A 19,755-nucleotide genomic window follows, 5' to 3' on the forward strand; every position below is an offset into this window, starting at 1 on the left:
TTTGCCAAGGCAGAAGGCATCACCCATCAGCCGGTCAATCCGAGCCAGAAGCGCAGGGTCGATGGGCCTTTTCACATCCAGAACGTGAACGCCTACGACAGCCGACTGAAGAGCTGGATGATTCCCTTTCATGGGGTGGCCACCAAGTATCTGACCCATTACCTGGGATGGCGCCGCCTGCTCGAACGCTACAAGACGCAGCTCAATCCATTGATTTGCTTGAGGGAGGCGCTAGGGCGAGTAGCTATGCAACAACTAACTCAGACATAGCCAAATAGAATGCTGTCCAGCTCATTGCCAAGCCATGGCGAGGGCCGGCTCGTCAGCTGCCGTGAGCTCGGATGGACGGGGAAAGAGTGGTTGACTGGCCGCTCGGTTGGTTCAGCTTCTGGAGGTCGTTGGGGCAGGCGGTTCAGCCTGAGTGAATGGCATCGTCGAGATTGCCAAGGGGCGGCCGGCCAGGATGGCCGGCCGCCTTGCATCGGTCAGATTCCTTCCGGCAGACGTAGGCCTCCATCTTCGATCGCATAGGGAGCCGCCTCGATTGCCGCCTGGTCTTGGCTGACTTTGACGACGGGGCAGCGGTAACGCTGGCGTACGTCTAACTGCTGGTCCGCTGTTCTGCAGGGCTCCTTGGTGGCCAGGCTGGCGAGGTAGGCGGGCGATAGCCGCACAAAAGTATCGTCATCGCGCTGGCTGCCAGTTCCGCCGTTTCCGCCAGAGCCACCATCGCCACCGGTTCCGCCGTTTCCGCCAGAGCCACCATCGCCACCGGTTCCGCCGTTTCCGCCAGAGCCACCATCGCCACCGGTTCCGCCGTTGCCGCCAGAGCCACCATTGCCACCGGTTCCGCCATCGCCGCCCGAGCCGCCATCACCACCGGTTCCTCCGCCATTGTCTGTTACGGCAAGGATGAGGCCGCTGGCGCTTTGGCGAATCACCTCGTAATTGTTTCCGCCATTGCCGTCTTCGATGGCGGCTTCGTTGACCAGCAGGGTACGCTCGCCGACTTCCGCCGAATCGTATTCCTGGGTCGCCGTGAGCGTGTCGCCCGTGGCGAGGCCGCTGACTCCGACCATACCGCTGGAGATGGTGGTGCCGTCGTAGATCTTGCTGTCCGAACTGGCGCTCAGAATCAGCAGGGCCTTCTCGATGGTCAGGGTGCCGGGGTCGTAGCTGATGTCGTAACCGAGCTGGCTGGAATAAAGGCCGCCGTCGATCGCGTAGCTACCGGCATTGCGTGCTGGCTGGCTGGTATTGATGGTGCCGTAGATCAGACTGTGGTTGACCCTCGGGGATCGATGCCAAAAGTTCGGAGTTATCGAGCCGGTCGTATAACTGCTGCCTCCTTCCCAGACGGTACCGTCATAGGTGATGGTGACATTGTCGGAGGTAATTGTCAGGGGAGTCATGAAGGCGCGGAGCAAGGGAGTGGTATGGCCCTCGTAGATCCGCCAGACGGCAGTGCTGCCGCCGCTGTCGGAGATGCTCCAGCCGGCGTAGCTGTCCATCTGCATCATCTGCTCGTCGGTCAGTCCGCTGGCGCCGCTGGTGTTTCCACCCCCGATGCCGGGCAGGCTGCCGGCCGTCGTGGCATTCCAGTAGCTTCTGGTGATGCTGCCGCCGTTGTAGCCCAGCAGGGCGCCGATATTGCCGCTCGTGCCGGCGACATTGCCAATGGCATAGCTGGTATCGATGTAGCCGTCGTTGTAACCCACCAGGGCGCCGACTTCGCTGCTGCCGGAGACGCTGCCGGTGGCATAAGTGTTGGCGATTAGGCCTGCGTTAGAGCCGACCAGTCCACCACTGCGGGACGAGGCGCTGGAGACATTGCCGGTGGCGAAGCTGTTCTCGATGCTGCCCGTGTTTGCCCCTACCAAGCCACCCGCGTCGCCTCCGGAGGCAGTGCCGATGGTGACATTACCGGCAGCATAGTTGGTATCTATGCTGCCGCTGTTGTAACCCACCAGACCACCGACCCTGCTCTTGCCAGCGACATCGCCCGTGGCATAGTTGACCTTGACGGAGCCAGAATTGTAGCCCACCAGACCGCCGGCGTTTTCCTCTTCGCTCATGACGCTGCCCGAGGCGCTGTTGCCGATGACCAGACCGCTGTTGTAACCAACCAGGCCGCCCACATTGGTGTAGCCATAGACGTTGCCGAAGTTGTGGCTGCCGGCAACGATGCCACTCGCGTTGACTCCCACCAGACCGCCGACATTGGTGTTGCCGCTGACACTGCCAAGGAGGTCCGCATAATCGCCCAGCATGCTGCTGTCACGTTCGAAGGCGCCGCCCAGCAGCTCGAGTCCTCCCAGGTCGGCGATGCTATAGCCGATTGCAGCCAGTTTGCTGTCGACGAGCGCCTGCAGATCCTCAAGGGTGCTGATGCCGACGAGGCTGTCCAGTCCGTAGCTGCCGGCGAAAAGGGTGCTGTCGTTGAACTCCGTCAGCCCCGAGCTGGTGGCGGTTTCCAGCAGGCCGCCGATGCTGTAGCCGCTGGCAAGCAGAACGCCGCTGTCGAGTCCGAACAAGCTGGCCAGCTCGTCGAGGGTGGCGGCGCCGAAGCCGCCACCCGCGACCAGGCCAGCGAAGTTGAGTCCCACCAGGCCGCCGACGTTGGTGTCGCCGCTAACGATTGCATTGCTGTAGTTGGCGGCGACGATGCCGCCGATGTTGGAACCTACCAAGCCGCCGACATTGGTATTTCCGCTGACCAGGCCGATGCTGTAGTTGCCCGCGACGATGCCACTGTCATTGGTCCCCACCAGGCCGCCGACATTGGTGTTTCCGGTAGTGTCGCCGACGGTGAAGTTGCCCATGAGCACACCCGAATTGTAGCCCGCCAGCCCGCCGATGCTCGACGCCGTGCCGATCACGCTGCCGAGGGCGAAGGTGTTGATGAGCTGGCCGCTGTTGCTGCCGATCAGCCCGCCCACGAAGCTCTCCCCGCCGACACCGCCGATGCTGTGGCTGTTGGCAATCAGGCCGCTGTTGCTGCCCGCCAGTCCGCCGACGTACTGATAGCCGCTGACGCTGCCGGTGGCGTAGACGGCCTCGATGGTGCCTGAGGTGGCCTGGCCCACGAGGCTGCCGACATAGTTCTGGCCATTGATGCTGACGCCGGTCAGACCCAGTTGACGTATCCTTGCGCTCTGTGTCGCGCCGAACAGGCCGACGTTGTCGATCGTCGGCCGGTCGATGGTCAGTCCGGAAATAGTGTGTCCCAGCCCGTCGAAGATTCCGCTGAATGGACTGCTGCCATTGCCGATCGGCTCAAAGCCGGCGCCGCTGTTCCAGGTGCTGGTATCACTGGCGACGATGTCGTTGCCCAGCACGTAGCGACCGCCGAGATCGCTGCTGCCGATGCCCTGCAGGGCGGCAAGGGTCTGGATCACGGTATAGGCATCGCCGTTCACGGAGAAGCTGGCGCCGCTGCCGGAAAGGGTGACGCTGGAGTTGTTGAGCAGGCGGTAGGTGGCGTTGCTGCCGTGGTTCAGCGCCAGGCCGGAGCCGGCACCGGTGGCGGTGATGTCGGCATTGATGTTGATGTCGTTGTGGGCGGTCAGGGTCAGCGTGGTGCCGGCATCCCAACTGACGGCGGCGTTGACGTTGATGTCGCCGGGTTCTGCGCCGCTGTTGCCGGTGGCTATTTCGACATTGGTGCTCGCCAGGCTGGCGGACAGCGTATCGGCACCGATGTTGCTGCCGGTCGGAGAGCTGCCGGCGCCGATGGTGAAGTTGGTCGGGTCGATGAGCCAAGTGCCGGTCTTGCCCGTGCTGGCCTTGGTGGTCACCTTGGCCGTGTCGGCGACCTGCACCGTGGCACCGCTGGTTTCGATGAAGCCGCCGTCACCCCCGTCCGGAGCCGAGGCGTCCAGGGTGCCGCCGACCTGGACGATGCCCAGGTCCATGTCGCCGAGCAGGGCGATCTTGCCGTTCTTGCTGCCCAGGGTCTGCGCCTCGATGACGCCTTCGTTGTTGACAACGGTCTTCAGCAGGGCGTCGCTGCTCCTGGCGGTCATGAGCACCGTGCCGCCGTCGGCCTTGATCAGGTTGCCATTGCGGGCTAGGGCGTCGGCGGCGGCCTGGTCGACCTGGACATTGAGCAGGCCGTCGCCGGCGAAGTCGAGGGTGATCTGGTCGCCGGCGGCCAGGGCCACCGTGCCCAGCTTCGCCTGGATGACCCCGTCGTTGCTGACCTGGCCGCCGAGCAGGGCCACCGCGCCGCCGTCACTGGCGGTGATGCTGCCCAGGTTGCTGACGTCGGCCAGATGATGGCCGTTGCCCTTGAAGCGGTAGTTGCCGGCCTCGAAGTCCTCGTTGGTGATGTCCAGGGTCGAGGCGACCAGGCCGCCGACGTTGACGCTGGCGCCCTGGCCGAAGAGGATGCCGTTGGGGTTGATCAGAAATACTTGGCCGTTCGCATCCAGTTTGCCGAGGATGGCGCTGCCATCGCTGCCGATCACCCGGTTCAAGGCGATGGCGCTGCTGTTCGGCTGCTGGAAGGTCACGCTCTTGTCCGCGCCGATGTTGAAGCTCTGCCAGTTGATGGCCATTTTCGAGCTGTCCTGCTGGATCTGCAGGTTGTTGCCCGAGGGTGTGCCGATTCTGCCGTTACCCAGGACGACCTGTCCGCCCTCGGGCAGGTCGGCGGCCAGCAGGGAAAGCGGCGAGAGGCAGAGGACAATGATCGACAGGCGCAGCCGGCCGGGTTTGCCGCGTTTGGCAGCGTGCTCGCTGGTGACGACCCAGGCGCTTTGCGTATGGCTCCAGATGACGTTGAAGATCCTGTTCATGGTTGGCGTGTCCCCTTCCGATGGGCGTACGTTCGACTGCGGACATGATCGGTGCGCTAAGGCCGTACTGCCGACTCGGCGATGAGGCGCGTGCCGCTCGGTATTAAAAGTAGCGGACTAATTGTACCCAGACGCGTGGCGTGCGGTTGACATCGCTCTCGGTGCGCTCGCTGCCGAGTTTCCAGGCGGAAACGGCGCTGATCCGCCAGCCATGGTCGCTCCAGTTGACGCCGACCCCGGCGCCGGAAAGGCTGCGGTGGTTGTCGCCGTCGTCCCAGGTATCCTCGTTCAGGCGGATCTCACCATGGTCGATGAAGGTGGAGAGCTGCCAGGCCGGCGTCAGGGCGTAGCGTAGCTCGACGTTGGCCAGCCAGCCCTGATCGCCGGTGGCTTCGCCCTGCGGGTAGGCGCGCACGCCATAGGGGCCGCCGAGCCAGAACTTCTCCGCGGAGTCGAGGTTGCCGTCGCTGAGCTGGGCCTGCAGGTGGGTGTAGAGGCTGAGGCGGTCGGTCAGGCGCTGAAGGCGCAGGATGGCCGGGTTCCACTTGTTGAAGGTGCCCTGGGTGCGGGTCGTGGCCGAGTCCAGCCGCTCCACGTCGCCGCTGTCGATGTTCAGGTCGCCGTGGGTGTAGGTGAGGGCGAAACTGGTGACACCTCCACCGCCCAGGCTGTCCTGGGCATTGCCGCTGAGGGTCGCGCTCCAGTTGCGCAGGCGCTTGTCGCTGCGGCTGGAGAACAGGTCGATGTCGTCCTCGAGGAACTTGTCCTCGAACTGCAGGTGCCCGTAGAGGTTGAAGGCGCGGCTGCGGATCAGCGGCTGCAGCACGAAGGCGGTGGCGATGCGTGCATTGCCGTGGGCGTCCAGTTCGTCGAAGTCCTTGGACAGTTCATAGTCCATGTCGGAGTAGGCCACGCCGACCTGGGTACCGACCGTACCGACCGGCAGCTGGTAGCTGATGCGCTGGTAGTTCTGGTCCTCGTCGGAGCGCATGGCGCGCAGGCTCAACTGATCGCCCAGCCCCAGCGGGCTGTTCAGGTTGAGGGTCAGGCCCAGGCGATTCTGGCCCATGTAGCGGTTGCCGTAATTGTCCGCGTCGATCGAGCCGCTCACCAGCGGTGCGGGACGGGCCTCGACGATCAGGTCCGAGGTGCCGACGCTGGTGCCGGGGCGCAGGGTAGACTTGACCTCGACGCCGGGCGTGTCCTGCAGCAGCAGGAGGCTGCGTTCGAGCTCCCTGCCCTCGACCGCCGTGCCGCTTTCCAGGGGGGAGAGCGGAGCGTTCAGGACGCGGTCGCTGACGCGCGAGCCATTCTGCAGCCGGACCTGGCCGTAGCGGCCTTCGAGCAGGGCGATTTGGACGACGCCCTGGTCGATTTCCTGGGCCGGCAGGTAGGCGCGGGCGAGTGGATAGCCGCGCTGGCGATAGTAGTCGGACAGGCGCTGCGCGGCCTGTTGCAGCTCGCCGAGGCTGAGACTGCGGCCCTTCAGGTCGTCGAGCAGGGGCAGGAGTTCGCTGCTCGGGATGGCCTGGTTGCCAGTGAGGCGAAATCCCGTCACCGACAGTGTGGGGCCGCCAGCGGCCACCTTGCCGTTGCTGCTGTCCGGCAGGGTCAGGTCGAGGCTCTGGGGAGCGGGTACGGAAAGCGGTGCGGTTTCGATTTCGTGGATCAGTCGGCCGGCGTTTGGAAGCGTGGCCGCGAAAACAGTACAGACGGGCAGGGAGGTGCACAGGGCAAACAGCGGCCGCAGATGGCGCATCGTTCGGATTCCTTTCCAAGAAGCCATGGCATCCGGTGGGCTGGTGGGCCGGACCGGATACAGCGTGCTTCAATCCTTGAAGGTTGGGGTCGCCCAAACCGGGCTATTTCAGAGTAAGAGCTGACAGGTGGTCTATCAAGGCAAAATTGCCAGCGTTCAGCCCCTACTTTGCCGGATAGTGGCATCAGGCCAGGCGCAGATGGTTGTCCCAGAGCCCCGCCGGCAGTTCCAGATGGCGGGTTTCGATTTGTGCCTGGCGACAGTCGTACAGCCGGCAGCGGCTCTGCCCGGAACTGACGACGAAGCCTTCGGCGACCGCGGCGACACCGGCGCAGTCGGCCAGTGGCGCATCGAGGCGCAGCGCGGCGCTGTCCAGGTCCCAGACGAATACCCGGTTGCCGCGCGGTGCGGTCACCGCCAGCAGGCGCAGTCCGCTGTGGATCGCCACGCTGGCGGTGTAATGGTGCATTGCCTGGCGCTGGGCCTCGCCGAGGGGGAAGGCCTGGAAGGCCTGGCCGGGACGCTTGATCGCCAGAAGCGGCACGGCATCCTGCGGGGCCCCCTCGTACTGCTGGCCGCTGACCACGGTGCCGTCGCTGGCCACGGCCAGGTGGCGCACGCTGTTCATCGGCTCGGGCAACTGCTCCTTGCCGAGCAGGCGGCCGTCGCGGTGCAGCAGCACCAGGCTCGGCTCCATGGCGTCGAGGTTCATCTTCTCGCGGCTGTCGGCCTCGGTGCGGATGCCGCCGTTGGCCACCACCAAGGTTTCGCCGTCGGGCATCCACAGCAGCTGGTGCGGGCCGATGCCGTGGCTGGGGTGCTCGGCCACGCGCTGCAGGCGCTCGGCCTGCAGGCGATAGACTCCGACCACCCCGCGGCCCGGCTCGCGGGTGTCGTTCTCGGTGCTGTAGAACCATTCGCCGCCGGCATGGAACACGCCGTGCCCGTAGAAGTGCCGGTCGGCGGGGGTTGCCAGCGTCTGCAGCAGGCGGCCGTCACGGGTGTCGAGCAGGTAGCTCTCGCGGCTCGGCCGGCGGCCGACAAACAGTGCCAGCGGCAGCTGCGGATGCGGCACCACGTCGTGGCAGCGCTCGGCCACCCGGGTGGCGAAAGCCCGGCTGCCGTCCAGCCGGTAGCCGACCGCATAGTGACGGCCATCGGCGTCGTTGCGGGCGGAGAGCAGCAGCGGCTGGCGGCCGCCGGACGTCAGGGTCCAGCCACCGAGGCTGGCGGCGGCGAGCAGGATGCCGCCGCCGGCGAGCAGGGTGCGTCGTTTCATCGTCGCCTCAGTCGCCGTCGTGGGCATTGAAGCCGAGCTGGATGCCGAGCGCCTTGGCCAGCTCGCGCTCGTGCAGGCGGTGCAGGCGGTCGAGGCTGTCGTAGAGGGCGTTCAGCTGGTCACGCCCGGCCTTGTCGGCGAGCAGTTCGTCGAGCGGACGCTGCAGGGCGGCGAGCTGCCCGCGGCTGTCGCCGAAGGCCTGATCGAGGCGCTGGGCAAGCTCTGCCTGATCGGCGTCGAGCAGGCTGCGGATGCCGTCCTGCTTGCCGCCGAGCCACAGGCGTTCGGCCGTCGCCAGGCTGGCGGCGAGGTTCGACAGCGTGGACTGGCTGCGCCAGGACTCGGCCTGCAGCGGCTGCGGCACGCCCTTGCTCTGCCGGCCGAGCGGGGTGCCGAGCTTCTTCTTCAGACCGTCGAGGGCGCTGACTTCGGCGCGCAGGATTTCGGCAACGGCTTCCTTGGCTTCGGCATAGCGGCTGTTGGGGAACTTCTTCAGTTGCGCGGCCATGCCGGCCTCTCCTTGCCATTGCTGGAGGATTTCCGCGGAGAGGGTCTGCTGGTGCTTGCCGATGGCGATCAGCAGCGGGCAGTAGCGCTGACGCTGGGCGGCATCGGCGAGGTCCAGGCTCTTGTCAAAGAGCAGGTACTCGTAGGCGCTGAGGCCCTTGACCACCACGCTGGCCTGGTCCAGGTCGGCCTGGGTCAGCTCCGGCTTCTGCTGCAGCAGGCTTTCGACTTGACGGGCGACCAGGTTTTTCTTGTCCGGCCAGAATTGCACCTGCCAGGTCAGGTTGCCTTCGGCCAGCGGTCCGAGCAGCAGGGGCTGCAGGGCGGCCCATCTGGCCTGGGCGGTCAGGAAGATCTGCCGCGCCTGTTGCAGGTCCTCGTTGCCGGCGCAGAAGGAAAGGGCACTGGCCGCCAGTTGGCGGTCGGCTTCGGTCCAGGTGCTGTAGGCCGGCAGCAGCACGCCGTCGGTCAGGGCGTTGCTGGTCTGCAGGTTGGGCTCCTTGGGCGTGCAGGCGCCGAGCAGGAGGCCGGTCAGGGCAAGGAGGAGCGGGGTGCTGCGGAACATGCTGCGGTTCCTTTTTCAGAGGGAGTTCAGGAAGGCCAGGAGGGCTGCGCGCTGGCTGGCGTCGAAGGTCAGGACCCGATCCCGCGCCGCTTGCGCTTCGCCAGCATGCCAGAGGATCGCTTCCAGCAGATTGCGCGCCCGGCCGTCATGGAGGAGCTGGGTATGGCCGCTGACCCGTTGCGTCAGGCCGAGGCCCCACAGTGGCGGAGTCCGCCATTCGCGGCCGCTGGCCTCGAATTCCGCACGATTGTCGGCCAGACCGTCGCCCATGTCATGCAGCAGAAGGTCGCTGTAGGGGCGGATCTGCTGGTTGGCCAGCGCCGGCTCGGCGGCGTCGGGGGCGGTGACGAAGGTGGGGGTGTGGCACTGCGCGCAGCCGGCGCGGTGGAACAGCGCCTTGCCGGCCAGTACCTGCGGATCGTCCACGGCGCGCCGGGCCGGCACGCCGAGGTGGCGGGTATAGAACAGCACCCGGGCGAGCAGGTGGTCGTCGACCTCCGGCATCCCGCCGGTGGCGCTGGCCAGGCAGGCGGCCTGGTTTGCCGTGCAGTTGCTTCCAGGCTGCAGGTGTGTGGAAAGGCCCAGATCGTTGAGGAAGGCGTCGGCGTTCTGCTGGCTGAGGTTCGGCTGCCCGGCCTTCCAGCCGAAGCGGCCGAGGGCGGTGCTCTGGCTGGCCTGGTCGCGGACCCGGTTGGGGCGGCCGGAGATGCCGTCGCCGTCGCCGTCGTCGGGATCGGCGTTGGCCAGGATGGCCGCCTCGGGGATCGCCTCCAGCAGGCCGAGGCCGATCATCGGCGGGGCGATGCGCAGGGAAAAGCGGGTGTCGGGGTGCAGCGGGCCGTAGCCAAGGCGGTCGAGCTGCAGCCGGGGCCGGCGCAGCTCCACTTCGAAACCGTCGGAAAAGCGCAGGCGGTGGCTGTCGTAGCTCAGGCGCACCCTGGCCTCCGGGGTGACGCCGGGCACCGCCATGTCCTGCAGCTGGGTGCCGTAGGCCGGTTCGGGAACCACGCCGAGACGCTCGACGAAGTGCGCACTGTCCGGCGTCTCGGGGATCGACAGGCGCACCAGCAGGGACACCGCGTTGTCCGCCTGCGCCTCCGGCGGATGGCCGCGACCGTCGCGGATATGGCAGTTCTGGCAGGCGTTGGTGTTGAACAGCGGGCCGAGGCCGTCGCGGGCGGTGGTGCTGGCCGGGGCGATCACCCAGGGCTTGCGGAAGAAGCTGTTGCCGACGGCGAAGTCCATGCGCTGCTCGGGCGTCAGGTTGGCCGAGGGCTGGGCGAAGGCGTCCCGGTCGCTGCGCTGGACGGTGGCGCTGCCGGCCGACAGTGCCTCGCCGGGCTCGGCCCGGCTGAAATCGAGAGACTGTCCGTCGCAGGCGCCGAGGCCGAGTACCAGCAGCAGGAGGGAAAGACGGTGAAGCGGTGACGGCATCGACGGCGTTCCAGGGAGGGGCGCGGCGGTGAGCCGCGCCCGGCAAGCGGCGGGGGTCAGAAGCTGTGGTCGGCGCTGTCCGGACTCAGGTCGCCGATGCCCAGGCGGGCTGCGGCCTGCTCGATCGAGCCGGTCTGCTTGACCAGTGCGGCGATGGCCTCGCGCACCAGTTGCTGGCCGGCGGCGTTGTCGGCGGCGATCAGCTGGTCGAAGTGCTGGCCTTTGGCGGCGCTGTCGACCAGCGCCTGCAGGCGGGCCTCGCTGGCGTCGAGATCGGCCTTGAGGCTGGCGTCGGCCTGGGCGTCGGCCCTGGCGACCAGCGACGACAGGCTCGGCCCGCTCAGCAGGCTGCCGTCGAGCTTGCGGTATTCGCCCAGGTAGACGTTGCGGATGCCCTTGCCGTTGTAGAAGTGCGCATTGTGGGTGTTGTCGCTGAAGCAGTCCTGCTCGTCCTCGGTGGAGTTGGCCTCCAGCGGCACCTTCATGCGTTCGCCGGCCAGTTCGCCGAGGGACAGGCTGCCCATGCCGAAGAGCATCTTGCGCAGGCCGTTGGCGGCCGGTTTCCGTTCCAGGCTGGCGCGGTAGTTGTCGGCCACCTGGGGCTGCCACTGGCCGACCATCTGCTCCAGATCGCTGACCAGCAGGTCGGTGGCCGCCTTGAGGTAGGCGCGGCGGCGCTCGCAGTGGCCGCCGCTGCAGCCCTCGCCAACCACATAGTCGCTGGCCGGGCGCTGGCCGGCACCGGGAGCGGTGCCGTTCAGGTCCTGGCCCCAGAGCAGGAACTCGATGGCGTGGTAGCCGGTGGCGACGTTGGCCTCCGAGCCGGCCAGTTCGTTGAGGCTGGCCAGGGTTTCGCCGGTGATGCTGGCGACATCGACCTTCTCCTCGCCCACCTGGATCTCGCTGTTGGCGACGATGTTGGCGCTGGCGCCAGGGTTGCCGAGAGCGTGCTGGTAGTCGGTGGCGACATAGTCGATCAGCCCCTCGTCCAGCGGCCAGGCGTTGAGCTGGCCTTCCCATTCGTCCACCACCGGGTTGCCGAAGCGGAACACCTCGCTCTGCATGTAGGGCACGCGCGCCGCAATCCAGGCTGCGCGGGCGGCCTGCAGGGTGTCGGCGTCCGGCTTGGCGAGCAGGGCGTCGACCGCCTGCTGCAGGGCCTTGGCGCTGCTCAGGGCATCGCCGAACACGGCCAGCGCCAGATCGGCGTAATGCCTGACCACCGCCTTGGCGGCTGCCTCGTCGGCCTGCGCTGTGGCGGCGGGAGCAGTGGCTGCCGGGGCGACGGCCTGGCTGGAGGCGGATTCCTTTTTGTCGTCGCAGCCGGCGAGCGAGATGGCGACGGCGAGCAGGCTGGCGGCGGCCAGGGAAGTGCGGGGCATGGCGGAAGTCCTTGCGGCGGGGTCGGCGGGGCGCGATGCGCGTTGCGACTATAATGCGAAGGATTTGCATTTTTGAAAAGTGGACCGATGGCCGATCGCAGCGGTCTAACGGGCGAGCATCAGCTGACGGGCGCCTGGCGGAGCTGTGCCTGGCGGATGAAAGCCGCCAGTTCCGCCGCCGGCAGCGGCTTGCTGTACAGGTAGCCCTGTCCCTCGTGGCAGTCCTGGCTGATCAGGTAGGCCTCCTGCGCGACGGTTTCCACGCCTTCGGCGGTCACCTGCTTGCCCAGGCTGCGGGCCAGCTGGATGATGGTGCGGACGATGGTGCCGGCGTCGTGATCCTCGTCGTTGAGCAGGTCCAGGACGAAGCTCTTGTCGATCTTGATCTTGTCCAGCGGCAGGCTCTTCAGGTAGCTCAGCGAGGAGTAGCCGGTGCCGAAATCGTCAATGGCGATCCGCGCGCCGCAGCGGCGCAGGCTGCGCAGGTGCCGGGCGGCGACCTGGATGTCCTCCATCAGGCTGGTTTCGGTGACCTCCAGCTCCAGGCTGCCGGCCGGCAGCCGGTAGGTGCGCAGCAGCCGGTCGATCAGCCGCGGCAGGCCGTCGTGGCGCAGTTGCACGGCGGACAGGTTGACCGCCATGTGCAGTTCGCCGAAGCCCTGGTCATGCCACTCGCGCAGCTGCCGGCAGGCCTGGTCGAGCACCCACTCGCCGATGGGAATGATGCTGCCGCTGTGTTCGGCGAGCAGCACGAACTGGTCCGGCGGCACCAGGCCATGGCGCGGATGGCGCCAGCGCAGCAGGGCCTCGACCCCTTCCACCCGCAGGTTCCGGTAGTTCAGCTGCGGCTGGTAGAGCAGTTGCAGCTCGTCGCGTGCCAGGGCTTCGCGCAGGTCCTTTTCCAGCTCGCGGCGGTGGCGCATCTCGCGGTCGACGCTGGCGATGTAGAACTGGTAGCGGCTGTACGAGCGCTTGGCCAGGGTCATGGTCTGTTCGGCCTTCTGCAGCAGCTTCTCGGGGGAGCGGCCGTCCTCGGGATAGAGAGTGATGCCGATGCTGGCATGCAGCTGGGCCTCCTGCTGTTCCAGATGGAAGGGCGCCTCCAGATCGTCGAGGATGGCCTGGGCCAGCTCGGCGGCCATGTAGGGCTCCTCGATATCGGCGCGGACCAGCACGAAACGGTCGCCGCCCAGGCGCGCCAGGGCGCCGGGAGCGGTGTCGTGACTGCGCAGGCGGTCGGCCAGGGCCAGCAGCAGCTCGTCGCCGCTCCGGTAGCAGAACTGCTCGTTGATCGACTTGAAGTCGTCCAGGCCGACGCATAGCACGGCGACGCGCCGCTGGTGGCGGCGCGCATCGACCAGGAGCTGGCCGAGCAGGCGCAGCAGGTGCTGGCGGTTGGGCAGGCCGGTGAGTACGTCGTAGTAGGCCATGCGCTGCAGGCTGTATTCCGCCTCGTGGCGCAGGCGGGTGTTGCGCTCGATGGAGGCGAGCAGCTGGTTGGCGGTGCGGATCCACAGCCCCAGCTCGTTCTGCTCGTGGCCCTCGAGCATCGGTAGTTGCCGGGCACCGGGGTGTTCCGGGTCGATCTGCGCGAGGTTGGCGATGATCCGGTCCAGTGGTCTGCTCAGCAGCCGCTGGTAGATCAGGTAGAGCAGCAGGGCCAGGACCAGGGCGTGCAGCAGGCCGGAGAGAAAGATGACCTGCGCGCGGGCCAGGAAGTCGTGGCCATAGGCGGTGGTGTCCAGGCTGATGTGCAGGTCGCCGTGGTGAGCGTTGTCGGGGGGGCGGCCGAGCAGCGGAAGGGCGAAGTGTTGCTCGCGGCCGAGCAGCGCATCGGTCAGGACGTGGCCAGTGAAGACCGGCGGTTCGCGGGAGCGTTCGGCCAGGGGCGCACCGGAGGGCAGGACGATGCTGGTCGAGGCGACGGACTCGTGATGCAGCAGGCCTTCGACGACCTGCAGGCCCAGCTCCCGGTCCAGGTTGTCGAGCGCCTGGGACGCGGGCATGCGGAACATGGCGAGGATCTGTTGCGCCTCGTGGTCGATCTGCTGGCGGGTCTTCTGCAGCTCGAAGGCGATCTGGGCACAGCTAAACAGCAGTCCGAGCAGAAGGGCGCAGAGCAATACCACACGGAGCAGTTTCAGGGACAGGCTGTTGCGCGGGGCCGGCTTCACATGAGGGTCCTGGTGGAGTACCGCCTCGGTCAAGTATTGGCACGCCTCGAGTAGACGTCAAAAACTGCTTGTTTTGCAGTGCAAAAGAGTTTTTTCGCTACCAGAAACGAGAAAACCCGACCGGAGTCGGGTTTTCTGCGGCAAGCGGGGAAATCAGGCGGCGTAGTTGGCGGCCACGAAGTCCCAGTTGACCAGGCTCCAGAACGCCTCGACGTACTTCGGACGCAGGTTGCGGTAGTCGATGTAGTAGGCGTGTTCCCAGACGTCGCAGGTCAGCAGCGGGGTGTCGCCGCTGGTCAGCGGGCAGCCGGCGCCGATGGTGCTGGCCAGGGCCAGGGAGCCGTCGGCCTTCTTCACCAGCCAGGCCCAGCCGGAGCCGAAGGTGCCGATGGCGGTCTTGGTGAACTCTTCCTTGAACTTGTCGAAGGAGCCGAAGGCGGCGTTGATGGCGTCGGCCAGGGCGCCGGTCGGCTGACCGCCACCATTGGGCTTCATGCCGTTCCAGTAGAAGGTGTGGTTCCACACCTGGGCGGCGTTGTTGAAGATGCCGCCGGAGGAGGTCTTGACGATGTCTTCCAGGCTCTTGCCTTCGAACTCGGTGCCCGGGATCAGGTTGTTCAGGTTCACCACGTAGGTGTTGTGGTGCTTGCCGTAGTGGTATTCCAGGGTCTCGGCGGAAATGTACGGCTCGAGGGCGTTTTTCTCGTAAGGCAGCGGCGGCAGTTCAAAAGCCATGATCAACTCTCCATCTTCATCAGGTCGTGGGACACGCGGCATGGGCGCGACCGGTTCGGGTGCTGCTTGGAGCGGGGCGCGAGGCGCCGTAGGCCAAGGATCATAGCACCGGGGTTGCGACATATCCACGCAGCATGCGTGTGGGAAAGCCCATGCTAGAGCCCCGTTGCCGCAGGGCCGACAACCCGGCCGGCGGCCCGAATCGCTATACTGCAGGACCTCTCGGCCGTGCCTTTGCGAAGATTCCCATGCGCAACGATTCCTTCGATGAAGTGGAGCATATCCCCAGCCTGCGAACGGAGGTTCGCGGCCTGGATTCGCGCCATGCCGCGCCCGACGAGGCGCCGCCGGCACGCCGGGCCGGCAACGGTTTCCTCTGGGCGCTGGTCGTTGCGCTGGCCCTCGCCCTGGGCGGGCTCGGCTGGTGGAGCCAGCAGCGCCTCGCGCTGATGGAGCAGCAGCTGGTGGCGACCCAGGAAAGCTTCGCGCGGATCAGCGAGGATGCGGCGCTGCGCATCCAGAACATCAGCGGCAAGGTGGTGGCCGCCGAGTCCAGTGCGACCACCGGCAGCGAGAGCCTGAAGCTGCAGATACGCCAGCTGGAGGGCCGTCTGGCCGAGCAGGACAAGCGCCAGCAGGCGCTGCAGGCCCGCCAGGAGGAGCAGGATCTGCGCCTCGGGCAGTTGGCCGGAGACCTGCAGAAGCAGCAGGGGCTGGCTGTGGAGCTGGTAGCCCAGCTGGACGGCCGGCTGCGCCAGCTCGACGAGCGGCTGCAGGCGCTCGTCGGCGAGCAGGCGGCGTTGAAGAGCCAGCAGACCGACCAGGAGCAGCGGCTGGCCGAACGGCTGGGCGGTCTCGCCGGGGAGGTGGCGGCGCTGAAGGAGCAGCAGGCCGGGCAGGAGCAACGGTTGGGCGCACGCTTGAATGGTCTGGATGGGGAGATGGCGGCGCTGAAGAAGCGCAGCGATCCGGCGCCGGCCATCGGCCGTCTCGAGCAGGAACTGCTGGTGCTGCGCAGCGAACTGGACAACCGGCCGACCCCGCGCAGCGGCGTCGCCGATACCGCCGAGTTCGACGCCTTCCGCGCGCAGACCACGCGCAGCTTCACCGCCCTGCAGAGCCAGATGCGCAGCCTGCAGCAACAACTTCACGGGCGCTGAATCGGCACCGGCTGGCCCGGTCTGGCCGGCGGACCGAACCGGGCGGTGGGTTGGGCTTACAGGATCGGATAGTCCAGGTAGCCCTGCGGGCCCGAGCCGTAGAAGGTGTCCGGATGCGCCTCGTTGAGCGGCGCGTCGGTTGCCAGGCGTGCGGGCAGGTCGGGGTTGGCGATGAAGGGAATGCCGAAGGCCACGGCATCGGCCTTGCCCTCGGCCAGCCAGCGGTTGGCCTGTTCCCTCGTGAAGCGCTCGTTGGCGATCACCACGCCGCCGAAGGCCTGCTTGAGCTGCGGCGTCAGGCTGTCGGCGTCTTCCTTCTCGCGGGTGCAGAGAAAGGCGATGCCGCGCCTGCCCAGCTCGCGGGCCACGTAGCCGAAGGTTTCAGCACGGTTGGCGTCGCCCATGTCGTGCAGGTCGGCACGTGGCGCCAGATGCACGCCGACTCGCCCGGCACCCCATACGGAAACGGCTGCATCGGTCACTTCCAGCAGCAGGCGGGCGCGGTTTTCCAGGCTGCCGCCGTACTGGTCGGCGCGCTGGTTGGTGCTGTCCTGCAGGAACTGGTCGAGCAGGTAGCCGTTGGCGCCGTGGATTTCCACGCCGTCGAAGCCGGCGGCCTTGGCATTTTCGGCGCCTTTGCGGTAGGCCTCGACGATGCCGGCGATCTCGGCGGTTTCCAGGGCGCGCGGGGTCTCGAAGGCCTTCATCGGGCGGATCAGGCTGACATGGCCCTTGGGCTGGATGGCGCTCGGCGCCACCGGCAGTTCGCCGTTCAGGTAGAGCGGATCGGAGATCCGTCCGACGTGCCAGAGCTGCAGGACGATGCGTCCGCCAGCGGCATGCACCGCCTGGGTGACGTTCCTCCAGCCGGCGACCTGCTCTTGCGACCAGATGCCGGGCGTGTCGGGATAGCCGACACCCATCGGACAGACCGAGGTGGCTTCACTGATGATCAGGCCGGCGCTGGCGCGCTGCACGTAGTACTCGGCCATCAGCGCGCCCGGCACGCGGCCGGGCTCGGCGCGGCAGCGGGTCAGCGGGGCCATGACGATACGGTTGGGCAGTTCGAGGTCGCCGATCTTGATCGGCTCGAAGAGTGTGCTCATGGATGGTCCTCTCAGGGGTTCGATCGGATGGTCGGGGCCGTCGGTCAGGCTGCACCTTCGGCAGAGGTGGGCAAGGCGCGTGCTTACAGCGCGTCGTGAAGCTGTTCGAGAAAGGTCTGGATAGCTGCTTCGTTGCGCTTGAAGAAACACCACTGGCCGACCTTGCGCACGCTGACCAGCCCGGCGCGCTGCAGGGTCGCCAGGTGGGCCGAGACGGTGGACTGGGACAGCCCGGTGCGCTGGTCGATCTGGCCGGCGCAGACGCCGAGTTCCAGGGAGTGCTCCTGGTTGGGGAAGTAGCGCTCGGGCTCCTTCAGCCACTGCAGGATCTGCCGGCGCACGGGGTGCGCCAGGGCCTTGTAGATCTCGTCGAAGTCGTTGGGCATGGAATGGTCCTGCCAGGGTGAATCGTGTTGGGACGAATCTTATATTGTCATATCGCGATATAGCAATGCTGGCGCGTGGCTGTCGTCGTGCCGGCCGGCGATCCGGGCTAGACTTCCGCCATGAACTACTTGGCCCATCTCCATCTGGGCGGCCCGCAACCGGCCGACCTGCTCGGCAGCCTCTACGGCGATTTCGTCAAGGGCCCGCTGCAGGGGCGCTGGCCCGCGGATATCGAGGCCGCCATCCGCCTGCACCGGCGCATCGATGCCTTCACCGACAGCCATCCGCGGGTGTGCCAGGCCCGGGCGCGCTTTCCCGAGGCGCGACGCCGCTATGCCGGCATCCTCCTGGACGTGTTCTTCGACCACTGCCTGGCTTGCCACTGGAGCGACTATGCGCAGGAGCCGCTGCCGGCCTTCACCGCGCGGGTCTACGCGCTGCTCGCCGGCGAGGCGCAGCTGCCCGGCCGGCTGGCCGGGCTGGCGCCGCGCATGGCGCAGCAGGACTGGCTGGGCAGCTACCGCGACTTCGCCGTGCTGGAGCGGGTGCTGCTGGGCATGCAGCGGCGCCTGTCGCGCCCGGAAGGGCTGGCCGGCGCGCTGGACGAGCTGGAGCAGCTCTATCGGCCGCTGAGCGACGACTTCCGGGTCTTCTATCCGCAGTTGCAGGAGTTCGCCCTGACGCAACGGGGCGAGTCCTGATCCTTCAGGCGGCGACCGGCAAGGCTGCGGGGCTGCCGAACAGGCGCTCGGCGATCGCCGTGTGTGCCTGGCGGCTCAGTTCGGTGCGGCTGAGGCCCTGGCTGTCCAGCGGCGGCAGCAGGTGGATTTCCACCTCGCTGCATTCGCTGCGCAGCAGGCGCAGCAGGTGCGAAAGCAGATCGTCGTCGCCGATGAAGGGGGCGACCGGGTCGACTGCCCCGTCGCGCAGGTAGCGGATCGCTACCGGCTGCACCGGCACCTGCGCCTCCACCGCGCTGGCCAGCAGGCGACTGTGGAAGCTGCGCAGGCTGCGCCCGTCGGTGGTGGTGCCCTCGGGGAAGATCAACAGGTCGTGGCCGTGCTGTAGGTGGCGCAGCAGCTGGCTCCTGACCAGGCCGCTGTCGCCCGCGCCGCGGCGGATGAACAGCGTTCCGGCCTTGTGCGCCAGCCAGCCGGCCAGCGGCCAGCTGCGCACCTCGGACTTGGACAGGAAGGACAGCGGGACGAGCCCGCCGAGCAGGGGGATGTCGGTCCAGGAGACATGGTTGCCGACCCACAGCATGGGCCGCTCGGGCAACTGGCCGTGCAGGCTCAGGCGAAAGGGCAGGGCGGCGGCCAGCTGGGCGAGGAAGCGGCGGGTCAGGCGTTGGCGCAGGGCCATCAGCTCGTTGCGCCTGAAGCGTTCCAGCAGGCTGACCCAGCCGGCCATGGCCAGGCCGAGGGCGAGCACCGCCAGCAGGCGGAGGAGGCGGCTGTAGAAGCGGAGTTTCTTCATGGGTTCTCGCAAGGCAGGACAATGACGGACAGGGCGCCGCTCCGGGCGTCCTGTCCGTCACACGGGATATGGGTCAGACGGCGGCCTTGAAATGACGGGCGTAGCGGGGGCACAGCTCGTCGCGCTTGAGCAGGATGAACACATCGGCCACCTGGAAGTCCTGGTCCCAGCAGGGTTCGCCGCAGACCTTGGCGCCCAGGCGCATGTAGGCCTTGAGCAGCGGTGGCAGTTCGGCGGTGACGTTGCCGGGCAGTTCGAGGCGCGGCAGCGGGGTCCTGGGTTCGGCGCGCAGCTGCGCGGTGCACAGGTGGCGTTCGCGCAGGCGCTGCATGACCGCCTGGGCCTGGATGCCGCCATCCTTCATGGGGATGCTGGCGCAGCCCATCAGATAGCGGTAGCCGCCCTCGTTGAGCACCTCGGCCAGCTCGCTCCAGAGCACGGCGATGGTGGCGCCGTTGCGATAGCCGGGGGCGACGCAGGTGCGGCCGATCTCCAGCAGCGGGCCCTGCAGGCGGGCCAGACCATGGAGGCTGAATTCCTCTTCGCTGTAGAAGCGTCCGAGGCCGGCGGCGGCCCGGTGGTCGAGCAGCCGGGTGGTGGCGACCAGCTCGCCGCTGGCGAGGTCGCGCACGCCGATGTGGCTGCAGTGCGGATCGTAGTCGTCCATGTCCAGCCCCAGTTCGGCGCCCTTGAGCTTGGCGTCGAATTCCGTGCTGAACACGCGAAAGCGCAGGGCCTGGGCCTCGCGCAGGGCATGCGCGCCGAGCAAGCGTTCGGCGCGCAACCGGCGTTCTGGGGTCTTGCGTTCGGAGGTGAGGGCACCGTGGGTCATAGGGGTCTCCGTGAGCCGCCTGATGCGCTTCGGCAGGACGCGCCCCGCGGCGGCGGCGCGTCCTGACCGGCTGCTGTCGTTGTGGGGTCGGATCGACTTGGTCGGGTACGCTCAAGCTAGGCGGGGGCGGTGTCACGTCCGTGACGTTTGGGTGATCCTT

14 protein-coding genes and 1 pseudogene are annotated in these 19,755 nt (G+C 67.3%); 3 read left to right on the plus strand and 12 right to left on the minus strand.

Annotated features, from left to right (window positions below; all coding sequences use genetic code 11):
- Window positions 1-270, plus strand: a pseudogene (locus tag EV691_RS08060) (IS1595 family transposase); the annotation flags it as partial.
- A gap of 215 nt (window positions 271-485) precedes the next feature.
- On the opposite strand, the gene EV691_RS08065 reads toward EV691_RS08060, so the two are convergent.
- From EV691_RS08065 to sodB, 8 genes are all read right to left on the minus strand, one after another.
- Window positions 486-4,799, minus strand: coding sequence for a two-partner secretion domain-containing protein (locus EV691_RS08065; RefSeq protein ID WP_131302507.1), 4,314 nt, complete (start codon window positions 4,797-4,799; stop codon window positions 486-488).
- 103 nt (window positions 4,800-4,902) lie between these two features.
- Window positions 4,903-6,558, minus strand: coding sequence for a ShlB/FhaC/HecB family hemolysin secretion/activation protein (locus EV691_RS08070; RefSeq protein ID WP_131302504.1), 1,656 nt, complete (start codon window positions 6,556-6,558; stop codon window positions 4,903-4,905).
- 184 nt (window positions 6,559-6,742) lie between these two features.
- Window positions 6,743-7,837, minus strand: coding sequence for a DUF1513 domain-containing protein (locus EV691_RS08075; RefSeq protein WP_131302501.1), 1,095 nt, complete (start codon window positions 7,835-7,837; stop codon window positions 6,743-6,745).
- 7 nt (window positions 7,838-7,844) lie between these two features.
- Window positions 7,845-8,909 carry an imelysin family protein gene (locus tag EV691_RS08080; protein ID WP_131302498.1) on the minus strand — a complete coding sequence of 355 codons (1,065 nt, stop codon included), beginning with the start codon at window positions 8,907-8,909 and terminating at the stop codon, window positions 7,845-7,847.
- 15 nt (window positions 8,910-8,924) lie between these two features.
- Window positions 8,925-10,343, minus strand: a complete 1,419-nt coding sequence (locus EV691_RS08085) for a di-heme oxidoreductase family protein (protein WP_131302495.1) — start codon at window positions 10,341-10,343, stop codon at window positions 8,925-8,927.
- Window positions 10,344-10,399: 56 nt separating this feature from the next.
- Window positions 10,400-11,725, minus strand: coding sequence for an imelysin family protein (locus EV691_RS08090; protein ID WP_131302492.1), 1,326 nt, complete (start codon window positions 11,723-11,725; stop codon window positions 10,400-10,402).
- A 119-nt stretch (window positions 11,726-11,844) separates the two neighbouring features.
- Window positions 11,845-13,899 (minus strand): putative bifunctional diguanylate cyclase/phosphodiesterase, encoded by a 2,055-nt coding sequence (locus EV691_RS08095; protein ID WP_165496630.1) that lies wholly within the window; start codon window positions 13,897-13,899, stop codon window positions 11,845-11,847.
- 153 nt (window positions 13,900-14,052) lie between these two features.
- Window positions 14,053-14,634, minus strand: a complete 582-nt coding sequence (sodB, locus tag EV691_RS08100) for a superoxide dismutase [Fe] (RefSeq protein ID WP_039802791.1) — start codon at window positions 14,632-14,634, stop codon at window positions 14,053-14,055.
- Window positions 14,635-14,882: 248 nt separating this feature from the next.
- Here sodB and EV691_RS08105 point away from each other — a divergent pair, with 248 nt between their 5' ends.
- Window positions 14,883-15,794, plus strand: a complete 912-nt coding sequence (locus EV691_RS08105; RefSeq protein WP_131302478.1) for an ATPase — start codon at window positions 14,883-14,885, stop codon at window positions 15,792-15,794.
- Between the two features lie 56 nt (window positions 15,795-15,850).
- On the opposite strand, the gene EV691_RS08110 is transcribed toward EV691_RS08105, so the two are convergent.
- Both EV691_RS08110 and EV691_RS08115 read right to left on the minus strand, forming a co-directional pair.
- A complete protein-coding gene (locus EV691_RS08110) occupies window positions 15,851-16,900 on the minus strand; it encodes an alkene reductase (RefSeq protein ID WP_131302475.1) in 1,050 nt (349 codons plus the stop codon).
- An 83-nt stretch (window positions 16,901-16,983) separates the two neighbouring features.
- A complete protein-coding gene (locus EV691_RS08115) occupies window positions 16,984-17,286 on the minus strand; it encodes an ArsR/SmtB family transcription factor (RefSeq protein WP_089168834.1) in 303 nt (100 codons plus the stop codon).
- 120 nt (window positions 17,287-17,406) lie between these two features.
- On the opposite strand from EV691_RS08115, the gene EV691_RS08120 reads away from it, so the two are divergent.
- Entirely contained in the window at window positions 17,407-17,988 is a 582-nt protein-coding gene (locus EV691_RS08120; protein ID WP_039802799.1) for an acyl carrier protein phosphodiesterase, read from the plus strand.
- A 4-nt stretch (window positions 17,989-17,992) separates the two neighbouring features.
- On the opposite strand, the gene EV691_RS08125 is transcribed toward EV691_RS08120, so the two are convergent.
- Together EV691_RS08125 and olsB are read right to left on the minus strand one after the other, a co-directional pair.
- Entirely contained in the window at window positions 17,993-18,763 is a 771-nt protein-coding gene (locus EV691_RS08125) for a lysophospholipid acyltransferase family protein (protein WP_039802800.1), read from the minus strand.
- Between the two features lie 73 nt (window positions 18,764-18,836).
- Window positions 18,837-19,595: an L-ornithine N(alpha)-acyltransferase gene (olsB, locus tag EV691_RS08130; protein ID WP_039802801.1), complete on the minus strand. Its 759-nt coding sequence runs from the start codon at window positions 19,593-19,595 to the stop codon at window positions 18,837-18,839.
- Window positions 19,596-19,755 lie beyond the last annotated feature (160 nt).

This window comes from Azotobacter chroococcum, from assembly GCF_004339665.1.
Taxonomy (GTDB): Bacteria; Pseudomonadota; Gammaproteobacteria; order Pseudomonadales; family Pseudomonadaceae; genus Azotobacter; species Azotobacter chroococcum.